This window comes from Streptomyces caelestis (genome assembly GCF_014205255.1).
In the GTDB taxonomy this organism is placed as follows: Bacteria; Actinomycetota; Actinomycetes; order Streptomycetales; family Streptomycetaceae; genus Streptomyces; species Streptomyces caelestis.
Map to the genome: position 1 here is coordinate 318,002 of NZ_JACHNE010000001.1, position 16,067 is coordinate 334,068.

At 69.2% G+C, this 16,067-nt stretch carries 13 protein-coding genes and 2 pseudogenes; 7 read left to right on the forward strand and 8 right to left on the reverse strand.

Annotation, left to right across the window (positions count from 1 at the left end; all coding sequences use genetic code 11):
- Positions 1-128: 128 nt before the first annotated feature.
- The 3 genes and pseudogenes from HDA41_RS01450 to HDA41_RS01460 all read left to right on the forward strand — a co-directional run bounded on the left by HDA41_RS01450 (position 129) and on the right by HDA41_RS01460 (position 3,210).
- Positions 129-1,493 carry an FAD-dependent oxidoreductase gene (locus HDA41_RS01450; RefSeq protein ID WP_184979879.1) on the forward strand — a complete coding sequence of 455 codons (1,365 nt, stop codon included), beginning with the start codon at positions 129-131 and terminating at the stop codon, positions 1,491-1,493.
- Positions 1,494-1,638: 145 nt separating this feature from the next.
- A complete protein-coding gene (locus tag HDA41_RS01455) occupies positions 1,639-2,133 on the forward strand; it encodes a lamin tail domain-containing protein (RefSeq protein ID WP_184979881.1) in 495 nt (164 codons plus the stop codon).
- A gap of 95 nt (positions 2,134-2,228) precedes the next feature.
- A pseudogene (locus tag HDA41_RS01460) lies at positions 2,229-3,210 on the forward strand (alpha/beta fold hydrolase).
- A 48-nt stretch (positions 3,211-3,258) separates the two neighbouring features.
- On the opposite strand, the gene HDA41_RS01465 reads toward HDA41_RS01460, so the two are convergent.
- The 5 genes from HDA41_RS01465 to HDA41_RS01485 all read right to left on the reverse strand — a co-directional run bounded on the left by HDA41_RS01465 (position 3,259) and on the right by HDA41_RS01485 (position 7,379).
- Positions 3,259-3,633 carry a hypothetical protein gene (locus HDA41_RS01465; RefSeq protein ID WP_184979883.1) on the reverse strand — a complete coding sequence of 125 codons (375 nt, stop codon included), beginning with the start codon at positions 3,631-3,633 and terminating at the stop codon, positions 3,259-3,261.
- A gap of 99 nt (positions 3,634-3,732) precedes the next feature.
- Positions 3,733-4,281 (reverse strand): roadblock/LC7 domain-containing protein, encoded by a 549-nt coding sequence (locus HDA41_RS01470; protein ID WP_184979886.1) that lies wholly within the window; start codon positions 4,279-4,281, stop codon positions 3,733-3,735.
- Positions 4,282-4,319: 38 nt separating this feature from the next.
- A complete protein-coding gene (locus HDA41_RS01475; RefSeq protein ID WP_184979887.1) occupies positions 4,320-5,111 on the reverse strand; it encodes a hypothetical protein in 792 nt (263 codons plus the stop codon).
- On the reverse strand, positions 5,108-5,512 hold the full coding sequence (locus tag HDA41_RS01480) for a hypothetical protein (protein ID WP_184979888.1): 405 nt from the start codon (positions 5,510-5,512) through the stop codon (positions 5,108-5,110). Before HDA41_RS01480 ends, HDA41_RS01475 begins: the two co-directional genes overlap by 4 nt.
- A gap of 697 nt (positions 5,513-6,209) precedes the next feature.
- Positions 6,210-7,379 carry an ROK family transcriptional regulator gene (locus tag HDA41_RS01485; protein WP_184979889.1) on the reverse strand — a complete coding sequence of 390 codons (1,170 nt, stop codon included), beginning with the start codon at positions 7,377-7,379 and terminating at the stop codon, positions 6,210-6,212.
- Between the two features lie 389 nt (positions 7,380-7,768).
- Between HDA41_RS01485 and HDA41_RS01490 the strand changes: the two genes are divergently transcribed.
- The 3 genes from HDA41_RS01490 to HDA41_RS01500 all read left to right on the forward strand — a co-directional run bounded on the left by HDA41_RS01490 (position 7,769) and on the right by HDA41_RS01500 (position 11,563).
- The gene (locus tag HDA41_RS01490; RefSeq protein WP_184979890.1) at positions 7,769-9,118 is read left to right on the forward strand and encodes an aspartate aminotransferase family protein; all 1,350 of its coding nucleotides are present in this window, start codon (positions 7,769-7,771) and stop codon (positions 9,116-9,118) included.
- A gap of 23 nt (positions 9,119-9,141) precedes the next feature.
- A complete protein-coding gene (locus HDA41_RS01495) occupies positions 9,142-10,221 on the forward strand; it encodes a phosphotransferase (protein ID WP_230299762.1) in 1,080 nt (359 codons plus the stop codon).
- A 112-nt stretch (positions 10,222-10,333) separates the two neighbouring features.
- On the forward strand, positions 10,334-11,563 hold the full coding sequence (locus tag HDA41_RS01500; protein ID WP_184979891.1) for a GNAT family N-acetyltransferase: 1,230 nt from the start codon (positions 10,334-10,336) through the stop codon (positions 11,561-11,563).
- Between the two features lie 97 nt (positions 11,564-11,660).
- Here the strand turns inward: HDA41_RS01500 and HDA41_RS01505 are convergent, their stop codons facing one another.
- On the reverse strand, positions 11,661-12,134 hold the full coding sequence (locus HDA41_RS01505; protein ID WP_184979892.1) for an ATP-binding protein: 474 nt from the start codon (positions 12,132-12,134) through the stop codon (positions 11,661-11,663).
- Positions 12,135-12,340: 206 nt separating this feature from the next.
- Between HDA41_RS01505 and HDA41_RS01510 the strand changes: the two genes are divergently transcribed.
- Positions 12,341-13,543, forward strand: a complete 1,203-nt coding sequence (locus HDA41_RS01510; protein ID WP_184979893.1) for a PP2C family protein-serine/threonine phosphatase — start codon at positions 12,341-12,343, stop codon at positions 13,541-13,543.
- A gap of 324 nt (positions 13,544-13,867) precedes the next feature.
- Here HDA41_RS01510 and HDA41_RS01515 read toward each other — a convergent pair whose 3' ends face one another.
- A complete protein-coding gene (locus HDA41_RS01515) occupies positions 13,868-15,373 on the reverse strand; it encodes a SulP family inorganic anion transporter (RefSeq protein ID WP_184979894.1) in 1,506 nt (501 codons plus the stop codon).
- A 71-nt stretch (positions 15,374-15,444) separates the two neighbouring features.
- Positions 15,445-15,588, reverse strand: a pseudogene (locus tag HDA41_RS01520) (carbonic anhydrase); the annotation flags it as partial.
- Positions 15,589-16,067 lie beyond the last annotated feature (479 nt).

Below are 16,067 nucleotides of genomic sequence, written 5' to 3' on the forward strand. Positions count from 1 at the left end.
AGCCCCTCTACGGACGGTCATAAAGTCGCCTTATGAGCTCATAGACCGGACCCGCGTACCAACTTAGGCATGCCTCAGTTTAGGCTTCACGGCGAGATCGCTTGTCGCCGCTCGAAGGGAACCTGACCATGCCCCGCCCCCTGCGGGTAGCCATCGTCGGATCCGGCCCCGCCGGGATCTACGCCGCCGACGCCCTGCTCAAGTCCGAGGTGGCCGCCGAACCCGGCGTGTCCATCGACATCTTCGAGCGCATGCCGGCGCCGTTCGGACTGATCCGTTACGGCGTCGCCCCCGACCACCCGCGGATCAAGGGCATCATCACCGCCCTGCACCAGGTCCTCGACAAGCCGCAGATCCGGCTCTTCGGCAACGTGGACTACGGCACCGACATCGGTCTCGACGACCTGCGCGCGTTCTACGACGGCGTGATCTTCGCCACCGGCGCGATGGCCGACCGGGCGCTGTCCATCCCGGGCATCGAGCTCGACGGCTCGTACGGTGCCGCGGACTTCGTGTCCTGGTACGACGGTCACCCGGACGTGCCGCGCACCTGGCCACTGGAGGCGGAGAAGGTCGCCGTGCTCGGCGTCGGCAACGTCGCGCTCGACGTCGCGCGAGTCCTGGCCAAGACGGCGGACGAGCTGCTGCCGACGGAGATCCCGGCGAACGTCTACGAGGGTCTGAAGGCCAACCGGGCCAAGGAGATCCACGTGTTCGGCCGCCGCGGCCCGGCGCAGGCGAAGTTCAGCCCGATGGAGCTGCGGGAGCTGGACCACTCCCCCAACATCGAGGTCATCGTCGACCCCGAGGACATCGACTACGACGAGGGCTCGATCGCGACCCGGCGCGGCAACAAGCAGGCCGACATGGTCGCCAAGACCCTGGAGAACTGGGCGATCCGCGACGCCGGCGACCGGCCCCACAAGCTCTTCCTGCACTTCTTCGAGTCCCCGGTCGAGATACTCGGCGAGGACGGCAAGGTCGTCGGGCTGCGCACCGAGCGCACGGAACTCGACGGCACGGGCAACGTCAAGGGCACCAGCACGTTCAAGACCTGGGACGTCAGCGCGGTCTACCGCGCGGTGGGCTACCTGTCCGACAAACTCCCCAAGCTGCCTTGGGACATCGACTCCGGCACCGTCCCCGACGAGGGCGGGCGGGTCATGCAGGAGACCGGCGAGCACCTTCAGTCCACGTACGTCACCGGCTGGATCCGGCGCGGCCCGGTGGGCCTCATCGGCCACACCAAGGGCGACGCCAACGAGACGGTGGCCAACCTGCTGGACGACTACGGGAACGGCCGGCTGCACACACCCGCCACCCCGGCCCCCGAGGCCGTGGACGCGTTCCTCGCCGAGCGGAACGTCCGCTTCACCACCTGGGACGGCTGGTACAGGCTGGACGCCGCGGAGAAGGCGCTGGGCGAGCCCGAGGGGCGCGCGCGCGTGAAGATCGTCGAGCGTGAGGACATGCTGCGGGCGAGCGGCGCCTGACGTCCCCTTACACCCTGCGGGCGGGTCCGGTGGCATTGCCACCGGACCCGCCCTTATGTGTGCTTGAACCGTGTACGATCCGCATGTTTTACGAAACCATCACATGACCTTCACCAGAAGGTCACGCAAGGGGGGACGAACGTCCATGCGCATACGCCTTCTCGCCACCACGGCCGCCGCTGCCGGAACCCTGGCCGCCCTGACGGCGGTTCCGGCCCAGGCCGCCGAGTACAACTCCGCGCTGAAGATCCGCGGGATCCAGTACGACGCTCCCGGGAGCGACTCCAACCGCTGCTCGACGGGGAACACCGACGAGGAGTATCTGACGATCAAGAACTACTCGCGGTCGACGACCGTGAACCTCAAGGGCTACGTGGTCAAGGACGCCGCGGGGAACAAGTTCACCTTCACCGCGAGCCACACCCTCCAGCCGGGTGACTACGTGAAGCTGCGCGGCGGCAACGGGACCGACTCCGACGCGAAGAACGTCGTCTACCGCGACAACTGCAACTTCATGTGGAACAACGACAAGGACACGATCTACGTGTACAAGCCGTCCGGCAGCGCTGCCGACGTGCACTCGTACACCAAGAGCGGATCCGACAAGGACGGCAACGGGTACATCACGTTCCACAGCTGAGCCTTTGCCGAACCGGCAACAGGCTTCGCGTGCGTCGCGGCGGACGCCGGATGATCGGTGGACCGAGCACCTTTCTCCGGACCGCAGGAGGATCCATGTCGCGCACGTCCGCCGGCGACCGCACGCACCGCCTCGTGCCCTCACCGGCCGGCCGTATCCACCTCGTCGAGCAGGGTGACGGGCCGCTGGTCCTGCTGCTGCACGGGTTCCCCGAGTCCTGGTACGCGTGGCGTCATCAGCTGCCGGCCCTGGCCGACGCGGGCTACCGCGCGGTGGCCGTCGACGTCCGCGGCTACGGGCGTTCGTCCCGGCCCGCGGCGGTGGACGCGTACCGAATGGCCGAGCTGGTGGAGGACAACGTCGCCGTGGTGGAGGCGTTGGGCGAGCGGTCCGCGGTGATCGTCGGGCACGACTGGGGTGCGACGATCGCCGCGACGTCCGCGCTGGTCCGGCCCGACGTGTTCCGCGCGGTGGGGCTGCTGAGCGTGCCGTACACGCCGCCCGGCGGCCCCAGGCCCAGTGAGGTGTTCGCGCGGATGGGCGGCGAGGAGGAGTTCTACGTCTCCTACTTCCAGCGGCCCGGCCGGGCCGAGGCGGAGATCGAGCCCGACGTGCGCGGCTGGCTCGCGGGTTTCTACGCCGCCCTCTCCGCCGGCACGATGCCAGAAAGCCGACCCGCATTTCGTCGCCCGCGGAGGGACGCTGCGCGACCGGTTCCCCGTCGGCCGTCTGCCGCGCTGGCTGTGCGAGGCCGACCTGGACGTGTTCGCCGGGGAGTTCGAACGGACGGGGATGACCGGCGCCCTGAACCGCTACCGGAACATGGACCGGGACTGGCAGGACCTGGCGGACTTCGCCGGCGCGCCCGTCACGCAGCCGTCACTGTTCATCGGCGGCGGCCTGGACGCGTCCACGACCTGGCTGGCCGACGCGATCGAGGCGCACCCGGCCACGCTGCCCGGACTGACGGCCTCTCACATCCTCGACGGATGCGGACACTTCCTCCAGCAGGAACGCCCCGCGGAGACCAACCGGCTCCTGACCGACTGGCTCGCCGGGCTTCCGCGACACAGGTGATCGCGCCCGGCGGCCAGCGGTCGAGGCAGCCACGCAGTTCGTGGCGGCTCAGACCTCCAGGTCGTTCTCGATCCGGCGGAGCTGGTGGCGGGCCATCGCCAGGTTCGCGCGGCTCGCGTCGAGCACGAGGTACAGGAACAGTCCGCTGCCGCCGCGCCCCCTGAGCAGGCGGATGAGGTGGTACTGGGAGTTGAGGGTGATCAGGATGTCCTCTATCTCCTCCTTCAGGCCCAGGAGTTCCATGGTGCGCAACTTGGCCCGGACGACATCGGTGTTGCCGGCGGCGGCGACTTCCAGGTTGAAGTCCTTGCTGCCGCCGAGGGTGCCGAGCGCCATGCCGCTGGTGTAGTCGACGAGTGCTGCGGCCGTCGCTCCGTCGATGGAGCTCAGGCACTCCTTCAGCGCGGTCTCCGTGTTGGCCATGCGGACGGTTCCTTTCGTTCGGTGTGTCTTCGGTCGGTCGGGAGGTTCGGGAGGTTCGGGGGGTTCGGGAGGTTCGGGGGGTTCGGGGGGTTCGGGGGGTCAGATGCCGGTCTGCGGGCGCGGCTGGTGGGTGGGCCGCTGCGGGGTGCGTACCGGGAGGGTGCCGATGGGGCGGGTGGGGCGGGCCGTGGCCGGGGGCGCCGCCGCGAGGTGTTCGGCGGGCGCGGGACGGTCGGCGGGCGCGGGACGGTCGGCGTGGCGGCCGGTGCCCGGTCCGACGTGCGTGGTCACCAGGTCCGCGATCCGGGCGCCGCTGCGCCGGCCCTCCAGGTGGAGGCGGCCGACATTGACGCGGTCCTCGGCCAGGAGGGTGAGGACGGCGGTCGCCCCGGCCGCGTAGGTGGCGACGTAGCCCCCGGAGCCGCGCACCAGCAGCTCGCGGAAGTCGCCGCGGGCGGCGGCGTCGGTCATGCGGTGGGCGACGCCGAGGGCGGCGGCGGTGAGCGCCGCGAGTCCCTCCGGTTCGGTGTCCGGGACGTCGTGGGCGAGGACGAGTCCGTCGACGGTGGCCGCGAGCGAACCGGTCAGCCGGGGTATGCGGGTGCGGAGCCGACGCAGTTCGTCGAGGACGTCGGTCTCGACGGCCATGAGCAGTCTCCTTTCGGCACGCTGTCGTCGCGCGCGGATCACAGTGCCTCCAAGGCGTGCAGGAGCCGTCGCAGCAGTGCGGTGTCGGGCTCGTCCGGGACCGTGGGACGAGGGGCGGGGCCCGGCTCGGCGGACACGGGGGCGGGGGCGGGGTCCTTGGGGACGACCAGCCCGGCGGCGGCCAGGCGGCGCAGTTCGACGAGGGTGTGGAAGGTGCGGCAGGCGAGGACGGTGGCGATCTGTGCGGCGGTGCGGACGCCGTCGACCTGAGCGAGGGCGCGGCCGCGGCGGGCCGGCAGGTCCGCTGGGTCGGGGCCGGGCACACGGGCGAGCGGGGCGAGGTCGATGGCGGGTTCGGGACATATGCGGTGCAGCAGTTCACGGCGGCGTCTCGACTCGCGCAGGACGGTGTCCACCGGCACGGCACGGACGCCGCCGAGCCAGTGCGAGACTCCGGGGCGGAAGCGGAGCGCGGGTCCGTCGTGGGCGAGGACGAAGTACGCCGCGTCGAAGAGGGCGCCCAGGTGACACAGTTCCAGCGCGCCGACTGCGAGGTGGCCGCTGTCCACCAGCTGACGGCCGACGCGGCAACGGCGGCCGGCCTGGTCGATCGCCTCCCACCAGCCGTCCGGGGCGAGCGCGCCGCTGTGCGTGAGCAGATCGCCGATGTCGGGGGCGAGGGCGGACTCGACATGGACCACGTGTCCGGCGGCGAGGTAGACGATCCCCGCCTCGGTGGAAAGGGCGCCGCTCGCGCCCTGTGCGGCGAGGGTGCCGAGCAGGGCCGAGGCCGGTTCGTCCGTGCGTGCGGTGCGGGTCGGCGTGATCATCCGAGCACCAGTCGGTCCGCCATCTCGGCCAGCCGGATGCGGGCCAGGGCGAGGTTGCCCTCGCCGCGGTCGAGCCATAAGTGCAGGAACACGGTGCTGTCGAAGGTCGTGGTGACGAACCTGAGCAGGTGGTACGAGTCGGTGTTCGTGATGATCAGGTCCTGCACGGGTGGTTCCTTGCTCAACGCTCCATCCGTGTCGCCACCGGCCGGGGCGAGCGCGCCGCTCTCCGCGGCGAGACGGGCGAGTTCGGCGGTCTCCGCGGCCGCCGCCTCCAGGTCGCCGCCCGGTGCGTCACCCACCGCGCCCAGGGCGAGACCGCTGATCCAGTCGACCACCGCCGCCCCTCGCGCACCGGGCAGCCGCATGGCCTCCAGCAGACTCTCGTCGATTCCGGGCACGCCGAATCCCCTCCCCTGCACGGCTGTTCCCGCGAACGTGAGCACGACACTACGGAAAGTACTCGTCCCAGGTGAAGGCTTTGGCATTTTCCAAAGGAATGTGCAGCGGAGCAGACAGGGGTGCGTACGGGATCGATCCGAAGCGAGCAGGACCTGTCCCGTCAGGCTTCAGGGCTTCCGGCCTACGGCCTGACCTGCGTTCAGCGAGTCGGGCCCGGCAATCCACACTCCACCGCGCGTCGCATGTTCGGGCAACCTTCGTCGAGTACCTCAGCGCTGGCGGCGCATCGCCCTCCGTGGTTGAACGCGCGCGCTGCCCCGACTGGCAAGCTCAGCCCCAACCTTCAGTGGCATGCAGCGGTTTCCTTCGACGGAAGCGGGTCGGCCGGACTACGGCCTGCTCTACATGTCGGGCCGCCATCGCGTCTGGACACAGGCCTGCCCCAGGACACCCGGGACCTGACCGATCTCCCGCTCGCCAGAGGTCCCGTACCCTCGAACACGCTGGCCGGCATCGAACTTCCCGCCGCCGAGATACGCCTCCGCATGCCGGAGTTCAGGGAATCGTCGTGGTCCGCGTCCCCTTGGGCGCGCCCGGACACCCCCCAGGAAGTGGCCGAGAGTCGGACGCGGAGGCACCACTACCACGAGTGCACCTTCACCGGTGACCCGGTGCCGGTCGCCGCCGACGGCCGGCTCAGAAGGCCGGTGGGGACTGCTCGGCGGCCTGGCCCTGGCGGCGCGCCCCCAGTACCGCCTCGTGCAACCGTTCCTGAGCCATCGTCAGACACGCGTAGACCGCCCCTTGCGCGGTCGAGATACCGATCAGATGCGGCACGGTCCTGATCTCAGGGACTGCCGGAAGGCTCCGCTCGAGTCGTCCGCGCACCTCGGGAAGCACCTCGTCGACGAGCGGACGCAGACGGCCCACGAAGTAGACGGACTCCGGGTCCAGCGTCACGGCCACGACGCTGACGGCAGTCACGATCGCCGTGGTGAACGCCTCCAGCACCTCGGCACGCGGCGCCTCGCCGTGCGGCTCCTCCCAGAGGCTCTCCACCCGCTCAAGGTCGAGTCCTCGCTTGCGGGCGAACCGCAGGAGGCCCCGCGTACTCAGCAGCTCGTCGAGGATCTCGTCACCGACCCCGGAGGAGAGCACACCGATGTCGCCGAAGGTGGGCGTCCTCCCCCGGGCGAGCTCGTGATCCGTGCAGCTGGCGAAGTTCAGTATCGTGCTGACGCTGAACAGCGCGGCATTGGTGACGGTGGCGTCGTTGGTGAGGATCCCGAGCAGAGACGCGTTGGCATCGCTGTCGAGAAGCACGGGCGCCTCGACCAGGTCCTCGATGGCCCGGTGGAGGTCGGACCCCGCGAAGATCTTCATCGACTCGGCGGGGCCGAAGATCTCCGTGCCGTTACGGACCCGGCAGGGCACGGCGGCGACGATCTGGCGCAGGGGGCCCTGCGCGGACCCGGCGGCCTGCGCGATCAGGTCGGCCAGCCACCGCGCGGCGTCCGTGACCTCCTGGTGGTCGGCGGTGGGCACCGTCATGTGCTGGATCTCGCGGCCCCGCAGGTCGGTCACCAGCACACCCGTGGTCTGTGCGCCGAAGCTGATCCCGACCACGTGCCCGGTCGTGCCGGGCAGGTCCAGATAGGTGGACCGGCGGCCGCGTCCGGTGACATCGTCGACCCCGCCGTCCACGACGAAGCCGTCGGCCCGGAGCTCCTCCACCGCTCTGGACACCGTGGCCTTGCTCAGGCCCGTCAGCTCGATGAGCCTGTTCCGTGTCAGGGGCGCGTGCGAGAGGACCACGTCGAGGACTGACGCCTTGTTGTAGTCGCGAGAGGTGGGGTTAGTGGTCACGTGATGACCATAGCGAGCCCGGTACACCGGTCGGGCCGTGACCGGTTCGGGCCTGATCATCGCGGGTTGCGACGCGGTGACCGGCGGCTGCTCCCGTGCGTCCATCGCTCTCGCCCGGGTGGGCGGGAGGGGGTCTTCGCCCACGTCTTCCGCCTTGCCTGACGGTTCCTACCCGCTCGGGATTTGAATTCAGGCGTTACAGGCAGAAATCCGAGGGACCGCGGACCGCCGCCGTAGGCTCGCCCCCCGAAGGCGCCCCTGCCCACCTGACCGGTCAACGGAACCTTAAAAGAATTTTGTTTCAGGTTGGAACTGGAACGAGCGATGGTATGGTCTCAGCCACAACAGCGAGCAACCTCGAAGAAACAAGACGAAAGGTGTGCCTGCAGATGACTTCCACGCTGAGTCGGGCGATCGCCCACTACCCCAACCGGTTCGACCCCGGGGTGTTGAGCGAACTCCCCCGACACCTCCAGGAGACCATCCGGCGCCGTCACAAGGCGCTGGGTCCTGGCTACACACTCATCTACAAGGAGCCGGTCGAGTTCGTCTCCGGTCACGGAGCCCACTTGATCGACCGGGACGGCAACGACTATCTCGACGCCTACAACAACGTTCCGTGCGTCGGGCACGCCCACCCGCACGTGGCCGAGGCTGTCTCCCGCCAGATGGCGGCCGTCAACACCAACACGCGCTACGTCCAGGAAGCCCTGGTCGACTACGCGGAGCGGCTTCTCGCGACCTTCCCCGAGGAACTGTCCAAGCTGAGCATCGCGTGCAGCGGCTCGGAGGCGAACGACCTCGCAATGCGTGTGGCGAGGTTCCACACGGGCGGCGAGGGCATCATCGTGACCCGCTGGGCCTACCACGGCATCACCCGTGAGGTGGCGAGCTTCTCGCCGACCCTGGGTGCGGGCTCCCCGCTGGGCCCGAACGTCCGGCTCATCGACGCCCCTGACCCTCGCCTCGTCGCGCCCGGATCCACGCTGGACGAGCACATGCGGCAGCAGGTACGCGGTGCGATCGCCGACCTCGAACGCCACGGCCACCGGCTCGCGGCGCTGATCACCGACTGCGCCTACAGCAGCGACGGCATCTTCACCGACCCTCCCGGCTACATGCAGGCCATGGTGGAAGAGGTGCACGCGGCCGGCGGTGTCTACATCGCGGACGAGGTCCAGTCGGGATTCGCCCGCCTCGGGGAGTCGATGTGGGGCTTCAGCCGCCACGGTGTGCTGCCGGACATCGTCACCATGGGCAAGCCGATGGGCAACGGCCTGCCGATCTCGGGTGTGGTGTTCCGCCCCGAGGTGTGCGAGGAGTTCGGACAGAACGTCCGCTACTTCAACACCTTCGGCGGCAGCTCCATCCCCGTGGCCGCCGGCGCCGCGGTGCTGGACGTCTTCGAGAAGGAGAACGTGCGGCAGCGCGTCCTGGAAAGCGGCAACGCTCTGCGCGCGGGGCTGCGGGAGATCACCAAGGACTCCCCCTACGTCGCAGAAGTCCGCGGCGCCGGTCTCTTCGTCGGCGTGGAGATCGTCAAGGACCGGGAGACCCTGGAGCCCGACCGTGCACTGACCGAGGATGTCATCAACGACATGCGCGATCGTCGCATCCTCATCAACGGCACGGGCGAGTCGGCGAACACGCTGAAGATCCGTCCGCCGCTGGCCTTCGACTCCGCCGATGTGAGCCGATTCCTGGAGACCTTCGCCGAGGTCGCGAAAAACCGTCTGTAACAGGCCGGCCGAAGGGACTCACCGTGAACACCTCACCGGCTCCGAACTATGTTCAGCGACTCCTCGAGGAGAGCGGCCTGACGTCGTCCCACGAGCCCATCGACGTGATGCTGGTGAGCATCCTCCTTGAGGACCACTACCACCTCAGCGGGCGCTTGGAGCGAGTAGCGACCGAGAAGGACGACACGTTCAGACTCAGCACCGACTCGAGCAACTACCTCGTGAAGGTCTCACCACCCGACGAGGCGGGGGCGGTCGTCGATCTCCAAACCGCCGCGATGCGCTACCTGGAGACCACCGCTTCGCACTTGCCCGTCCAGCGGGTGAAGCTGACCGCCGACGGAGACGACAATGTCACGATCACGCTGAAGGACGGCAGGACTCGGGTCCTGAGGGCGTTCGACTTCGTCGAAGGCCAGGTCCTGGCCCAGACGAACCCGGATGCGGAGCGGCTCGCCGAGGTGGGCGAGATGCTGGGCCTGATCGACGTGGCGCTCAGGCCGTTCACGCATCCGGCAGACCGGCGAGGTCTGGCATGGGACATCCAGCACTTCCACCAGCTGACCGAACTGGTCGAGCACACGCCGGTTCCCGAGCACCGCCGGTTGGCGCGAGCGGTCTTCCAGCTCTTCGAGGAAACCGTCGTCCCGCAACTGAGCGCTCTCGAAACTCAAGTGATCCACGGCGACTTCAGTCCCTACAACGTGGTGGTGGACCCGAAGAGCGATCACTTCGTCACCGGTGTCATCGACTTCGGCGACACCGTACGCAGTGCGGTGATCTTCGACCCCGCCGTCCCCATGGCGAACCTGCTCGGCAGGACGCCGGGGCAGCCCTGGCAGGAAGCCTGTGCCTTCGCCGCCGGTTACCAGAGGGAACGGCCGATCAAGGCCACGGAACTCCCCCTGCTCCCGGTCGCCGCACTGGCACGACTCACCCTGCGCGCGCTCCTCACCAACTGGCGAGCGGAACGCGCACCCGAACGGCGCGAGTACCTCCTCGATCACGCCAAGGACGACTGGACCAATGTCGAGCGTTCCTTGACGGTGCACCTGGACGACGTCATGGCGCATCTCACGGAAGCCCGTGGCGGGCATTCCTGAGAAGGCGGTTCCGCCCGGCCTTAATTCGCTTGCCCTGGCCACGGGTCAACGCTGCACTGTGGCCAGACACCACGAGTCGTGGTGCCGGTATCCCCAGGAGGCAGCGGCGGCAATGGAGATTCGTTCCACGACCGATGAGGATCTCGACGTCTTCGTCGACACAGTCCATGCCGCGTTCGGGCACTTCCCGGAAACCCCGATCGAGGGCGGCGGGCTCTGGTGGTCGGCGCTCGAAATGGACCGCTGCATGCTCGCCCTGACGGCGGACGGGCGGCCCGTCGGCACCGCCGCCACGCACTCCTTCGAGCTCACCCTGCCCGGTGAGACCCTCGTCCCGGCCCCCGGGGTGACCGCCGTCGGCGTCCTGCCCTCGCACCGGCGCCAGGGCGTGCTCAGCGCGATGATGCGGCATCAGCTCACCGAGCTGCGGGCCCGCGGGGAGTTCCTTTCCGTGCTGCTGGCCTCTGAGGCCACGATCTACGGCAGGTTCGGCTACGGACCGGCGACCTACACGGCGCAGCTTACGGTGCCGCGCCACAAGGCCGACCTCGCAGTTCCCCGGTCGCGCGAAGTGGCCCAGGCACCAGCAACCGGCTCGGACAACAACTCGGTCGAGGTGCTGCGTCGGGCCGAGTGCGGCGAGATCCTGGAAGAGGTCTACGACCGGTATCGCCGCGCTCAGCCCGGCGCGCTGTCCCGGCCCCACCGGTGGTGGGCCTTGCGTGCGGGGCAGCCCCCCATCTCGCCGGCGCCGCGCTACGTCGCCGTTCACCGGGACGCCGACGGCGTCCCGGACGGGTACGCCAGCTACTCGACCGAGTCCGGCACCCTGACGGTCGACGAGACCATCGCCACCGACGACGCCGTCTTCACGGCCCTGGCCCGGTTCGTACTCGGACACGACCTGGTCTCTCAGGTCGTGTTCAAGCACGTCCCGCCCGAGCACCCGCTGCGCTGGCAGCTCGCGGACTTCCGCGCCGGCGAGGTGAGCGGCGACATGGACTGGCTCTGGGTGCGGCTGCTGGACGTCCCACGCGCGCTGACCGCGCGCGGCTGGTTCATGGACGGCGAGCTCGTCCTCGACATCGACGACCCGTTCCTCGGCGAACACGACCGCTACCTGCTGACCATCCGGGACAGCAAGGCCGACTGCGTTCCGACGGACCGGAAGCCCGACCTGTCCCTGGACATCAGCGACCTGGGCTCCGTCTACCTCGGCGGCACTGCCCCGAGCACGCTCGTGCGTGCCGGACACATCCGGGCCCACCGTCCGGGCGCGTCCACCCTCGCTGACGCTCTCTTCCGCGCCGACCGCTCCCCGCACTGCCTGCACTGGTTCTGACCGCGCTCGCAGACGGTCTCCAAGGTCGCCAGGGCCTGTTCCCGGCCCTCCGTGCAGGAAGACGGCGCGGGAAAGGGGTCAGGCGCGGCGAAAGCCGTTACAGCCGACGGCCGGTGACGTCCCCGCCGGGATCGTCGGCCAGCACGATCGCTGTGGTGATCCGCTTGCCCACGGGTTCGCGGTGGACCGTGAAGCTCTGGCAGGCCGCCATGACGATCTCCAGCCCGTGCTGGCCGATCCGCAACGGGTCGGGCCCAAGAATCGCCGGTGGCGTCGGGTTGCTGTCCCACACGGTCACCTTCACCGAGCCGCCGGTGACTTCCAGCGTCAGCAGGCAGGGGCCGGGTGCGTACTTGCGGGCGTTCGTCACCAGCTCGCTGACCACGAGCTGAACCATGCCCATCGCGCGCCCGGACACCGGCAGCCCGTGCACCGCCTGGACATCGCTGAGGAAGCTGCGGGCCAGATCGCGGGCGACGGCGATGTCCTCGCTTCCCTCGAACGCCCCCGACACCGATACGAGGTTCTCCACCAGAGACTGCCCGCCCTCACCGCCCGCCGTCTGCTCCATGCCGACCCATCCCCTCCCCTGTACTCAAACGTGCTGCGACCCGTTTACCCCCGAGCCTTCCCATCATGCGTGCGGTGCGGTCAGGAGAGTGACGTCTCCGGAGGTCCTTCCTGTTCCGGCGTCGTACAGACTGAGGCATGCGTCACAGCCGTGCTGTGCCTGTCGCGTCGGCGGGAAAGCGAGTTGGCAACCTGAAGGAGGCTGACGTGGTACGCGATCGGATCGGACTGGCTGAGGTGCTGACAGCGGCGGAGGAAGCCGCACCGGTGGCCTCTCTCGATGTCGTGGCGCGCAACCTGCGCGAGCGGTTCGGGGCGCGGCACGTGTCGTTCCTGTGCGTCGACGTCGTCGGCCAGCGCCTGCTGCGGGTCAGCGAGGAGGCTGCTACGCGACAGGAGCGCCGCGCCGAACAGGTGCCCTTCGACGACAGCATCTACGACGAGGTCCTGCGCGCCCAGGCGCTGGTGCAGGTGCCGGAGGGCGAGCGCGGGCAGCGGGTGCTCGCCCCCGTCACCAACCGCGGCGACGCCGTCGGTGTCCTGGAGCTGTTCCTTCCCCAGGTCACACAGGATGTGCTGGAGCAGGTGGAAAAGGCCGCGCACGCGCTGGCGTACATCATCGTCACCGACCGCCGGTTCACCGACCTCTACCACTGGAGCAACCGCACCACCTCGGTCAGCCTGGCCGCGGAGATCCAGCGCCAGCTGCTGCCGTCGGCCCCTTCCTGCGAGGCCGCCGAGTTCACCCTCGCCGGCGCCCTGGTCCCGGCGGCCGACATCGCCGGTGACACCTACGACTACTCCCTCGACCACGACACCCTGCACCTGTCCATCACCGACGCCATGGGCCACGACGTCGACGCCGCCCTCATGGCCACCCTCCTGGTCAACGCCTCCCGTGGCGCCCGCCGCGCCGGAATGGACCTGGCCGAACAGGCCCGCCAGACCCACCAGGCCCTCCTCGACCACGGCAGACGCACTTTCGCCACCGGCCAATTGCTGCGCATCGCTCTGGACGGGACCAGCGCCCACCTCGTCAACGCAGGCCACCCCTGGCCCCTACGGCTGCGCGACGGCAGGGTCGACGAACTGCGCCTCGCCGTGAACCTGCCCTTCGGCGTCCCCGCGCACAAGGGTCCCTACCAGGTGCAGGACCTCGACCTGCGCCCCGGTGACCGCCTCCTGCTCTACACCGACGGCATGCAGGAACGCCAAGCGGAAAAAGTCGACCTCCCCGGCATCATCCGTGACACCGCCGCCGAACACCCGCGCGAGGTCGCGCGTAATCTGGCCACCACAGTCACCGACGCCTGCAACGGCCATCCGGAAGACGACGCCACCGTCCTGTGTTTGGACTGGTACGGTCCCCATTCCGCTGGCCGCCGCGCGAATGCCGAGATCGACACCTGACCTGGTCCGCGAGGACGTCGCGGGTCCTGGTGCCGAAGGCTGTCACCCCGGTCCGGCCGGAGGGACCCGGAAGCATCGCAAGCGGCGCCACAGCCTGCCGCCGTGCTCCGAGCAGCAGGACCACGGTTCCGTTGGCGTACCACTCCTTCAACGGCAAGGCTGGTTGGTCGTCACTGTCGCCACCCTGATGCCCCTGGCAGATCGCCCAGGCCCTCACCGGGCAGGCCGTACACCGTCTGCTGCCGAAGGTGCCCGCGGTCGACGCCGACGCCATCCCGGAGGAGTTCGTAGACACCACGACCAGCGTGTGCACCGCTCGGCTGCTCAGCGCTGCCAGGTGTTCGCCGTGGCGTTCTCGGCGGATGTGGCCTTCACCGGCTCGGTGACCTTCACCGGTTCCGTGCCCGTCGCGCTGTGGCGTTCGGCCCAGCTCTCCAGGGCCGTGCGGCAGGCGTGGTCGAGGTGGTGCAGACCCGAGAGGTCCAGCTCGACCGGGCGGTCCTGCGGCAGGGCCTCCAGGCTGTCGAGGATCTTCGGCAGCCGCAGGAAGGTGGCGTTGCCCGACAGGTAGACCTGGATGGGACCGGCGCCCTTGTCTATGACCTCGAGCCTGACGTGCGAGGCCTCCCAGGCGGTCTTGACGACCGACAGGGCCAGACCGATCAGGACGCCCTCGAACATGTTCACGGCGACGATCGACACCGCGGTGACCACGAGGATCAGCGCCTCGCCCTTGTGAGCCCGCCACAGCGCCGCGACCTGGCGGAACGGGATCAGCTTCCAGCCCGCGTGCACCAGGATGCCGGCGAGGGCGGGAAGCGGGATCAGGGCCAGGGCCCACGGCATCGCGGCGGCGAACAGCAGCAGCCACACCCCGTGCAGCACACGGGACGCCTTGGTCTTCGCACCCGCGTTGACATTGGCGGAGCTGCGTACGATCACCGCGGTCATGGGCAGCGCGCCGAGCAGACCGCACACGGTGTTGCCCGCGCCCTGGGCGATCATCTCCTTGTTGTACTGGGTGCGCGGACCGTCGTGCAGCCGGTCCACGGCCGCCGCGCTGAACAGGCTCTCCGCCGAGGCGATCAGCGCGAACGCGATGATCGTGCCCCAGATGGCCGGGCCGGCCAGCTGGCCGAGGGCGTCGGTCCCGGGCGGCTGGATGACGCCGAGCAGGCCCTCCACCTCGACGGTGGCGACCGGCAGGCTGAGGGTGAGCGTGGCGACCGTGGCCAGGACCACCGCCGCCAGGGCGCCCGGCACGGACTGCACGGCCTTCGGCAGCTTCTTCCACAGCACGATGACGGCGATGGTGCCCGCGCCGATCGCGAGCGAGATCAGAGCCTCGGTGCTGCCCAGGGCGTCGGCGAACGCCCCCGGCAGACCGGCGATCTTGCCGATGCCGGTCCCCGGGGCCTTCAGGCCCGCCGCCGCGTAGATCTGCCCGGCGATGATCACCAGACCGATACCGCAGAGCATGCCCTCGACGACTGCGACGGAAATCGCCCGGAACCAGCGGCCGATCTTCAGAAAGCCCATGGCGAGCTGAAGCAGACCGGCCATCAGCACGATCACACCGAGCGCGGCCACGCCGAACTCGCTGACCGCCTCGAAGACGATCACGGTCATGCCGGCGGCGGGCCCGGACACCTGGAGGCTGCTGCCGGGCAGGAGACCGGTGACGAGACCGCCCACGATGCCGGTGATCAGGCCGAGTTCGGCCGGGACACCGGAGGCGACCGCGACACCGACACACAGCGGCACGGCGACCAGGAAGACGACGACGGAGGCGAGGAAGTCCCGCCGAAGGTAAGGAAACTTCGACAGCATGGTCACCAACTCCCCCACAGCATCTCGAAGGTGCCGGACTCTGCGTGGCGCTCCCGCACCACGCCGGTGTGCACCAGCGCGGCGTACTCGATCGTGGCCTTCTCGCCAGTGGGGATGGCGGTGGCATACGGCGGAACGATGTGGCCCGCGGCGAGGCCGGCGAGCTCCTTAGGGCGCTGTCCGAATAAGCGGGCGTTGTCGACGAGGGGCTGCATGGTGGGGTGACCTCCTGGCGCGCCGTGGGGTACGCGTCGGACTTACCGGGCACGGGGGCTGTGGGGTACGTGCTCTACGGCTCAGCAGCGGAAGACCTGCAGTGCGGCCGGCGAGCGGGCTGCCGTCCCATCTCGACGTGCCGTGACTTCGCACCTCGGAACATGAACCCCCCTCAAGGCAGCCCATTACCTTTTGTGTGTACCAATGATCGGTCAATGGTCGGTCAAGAACACGTTAACTCGGCAAAGTCGATTGCGGGGTTAACCGGGCGTTTGCAGGTCAAGAGAGCCTGAAAACAGAAGTGGAGTTGGCGAGAAGCTGTCACTGCCTCAAACAAGGGCACATTTGTGTGGTCACGCGACCTTCACACCCTGCCCTCCATCGGTCACGTCGCGACGGGGCACTCGTGCAGTGACGCACACGCGGAGGGGTGATCGGATGTGATCGTCGCTGTGGCCGTTCTCTTACTGCCCGTGCT

Coding starts and splice junctions, on each gene's coding strand:
- HDA41_RS01465 (WP_184979883.1), bottom strand. CDS start 3,633: ATGGCCAACACGGAGACCGCGCTGAAGGAGTGCCTGAGCTCCATCGAC.
- HDA41_RS01500 (WP_184979891.1), top strand. CDS start 10,334: ATGGAGATTCGTTCCACGACCGATGAGGATCTCGACGTCTTCGTCGAC.
- HDA41_RS01470 (WP_184979886.1), bottom strand. CDS start 4,281: ATGGCCGTCGAGACCGACGTCCTCGACGAACTGCGTCGGCTCCGCACC.
- HDA41_RS01475 (WP_184979887.1), bottom strand. CDS start 5,111: ATGATCACGCCGACCCGCACCGCACGCACGGACGAACCGGCCTCGGCC.
- HDA41_RS01455 (WP_184979881.1), top strand. CDS start 1,639: ATGCGCATACGCCTTCTCGCCACCACGGCCGCCGCTGCCGGAACCCTG.
- HDA41_RS01505 (WP_184979892.1), bottom strand. CDS start 12,134: ATGGAGCAGACGGCGGGCGGTGAGGGCGGGCAGTCTCTGGTGGAGAAC.
- HDA41_RS01450 (WP_184979879.1), top strand. CDS start 129: ATGCCCCGCCCCCTGCGGGTAGCCATCGTCGGATCCGGCCCCGCCGGG.
- HDA41_RS01490 (WP_184979890.1), top strand. CDS start 7,769: ATGACTTCCACGCTGAGTCGGGCGATCGCCCACTACCCCAACCGGTTC.
- HDA41_RS01515 (WP_184979894.1), bottom strand. CDS start 15,373: ATGCTGTCGAAGTTTCCTTACCTTCGGCGGGACTTCCTCGCCTCCGTC.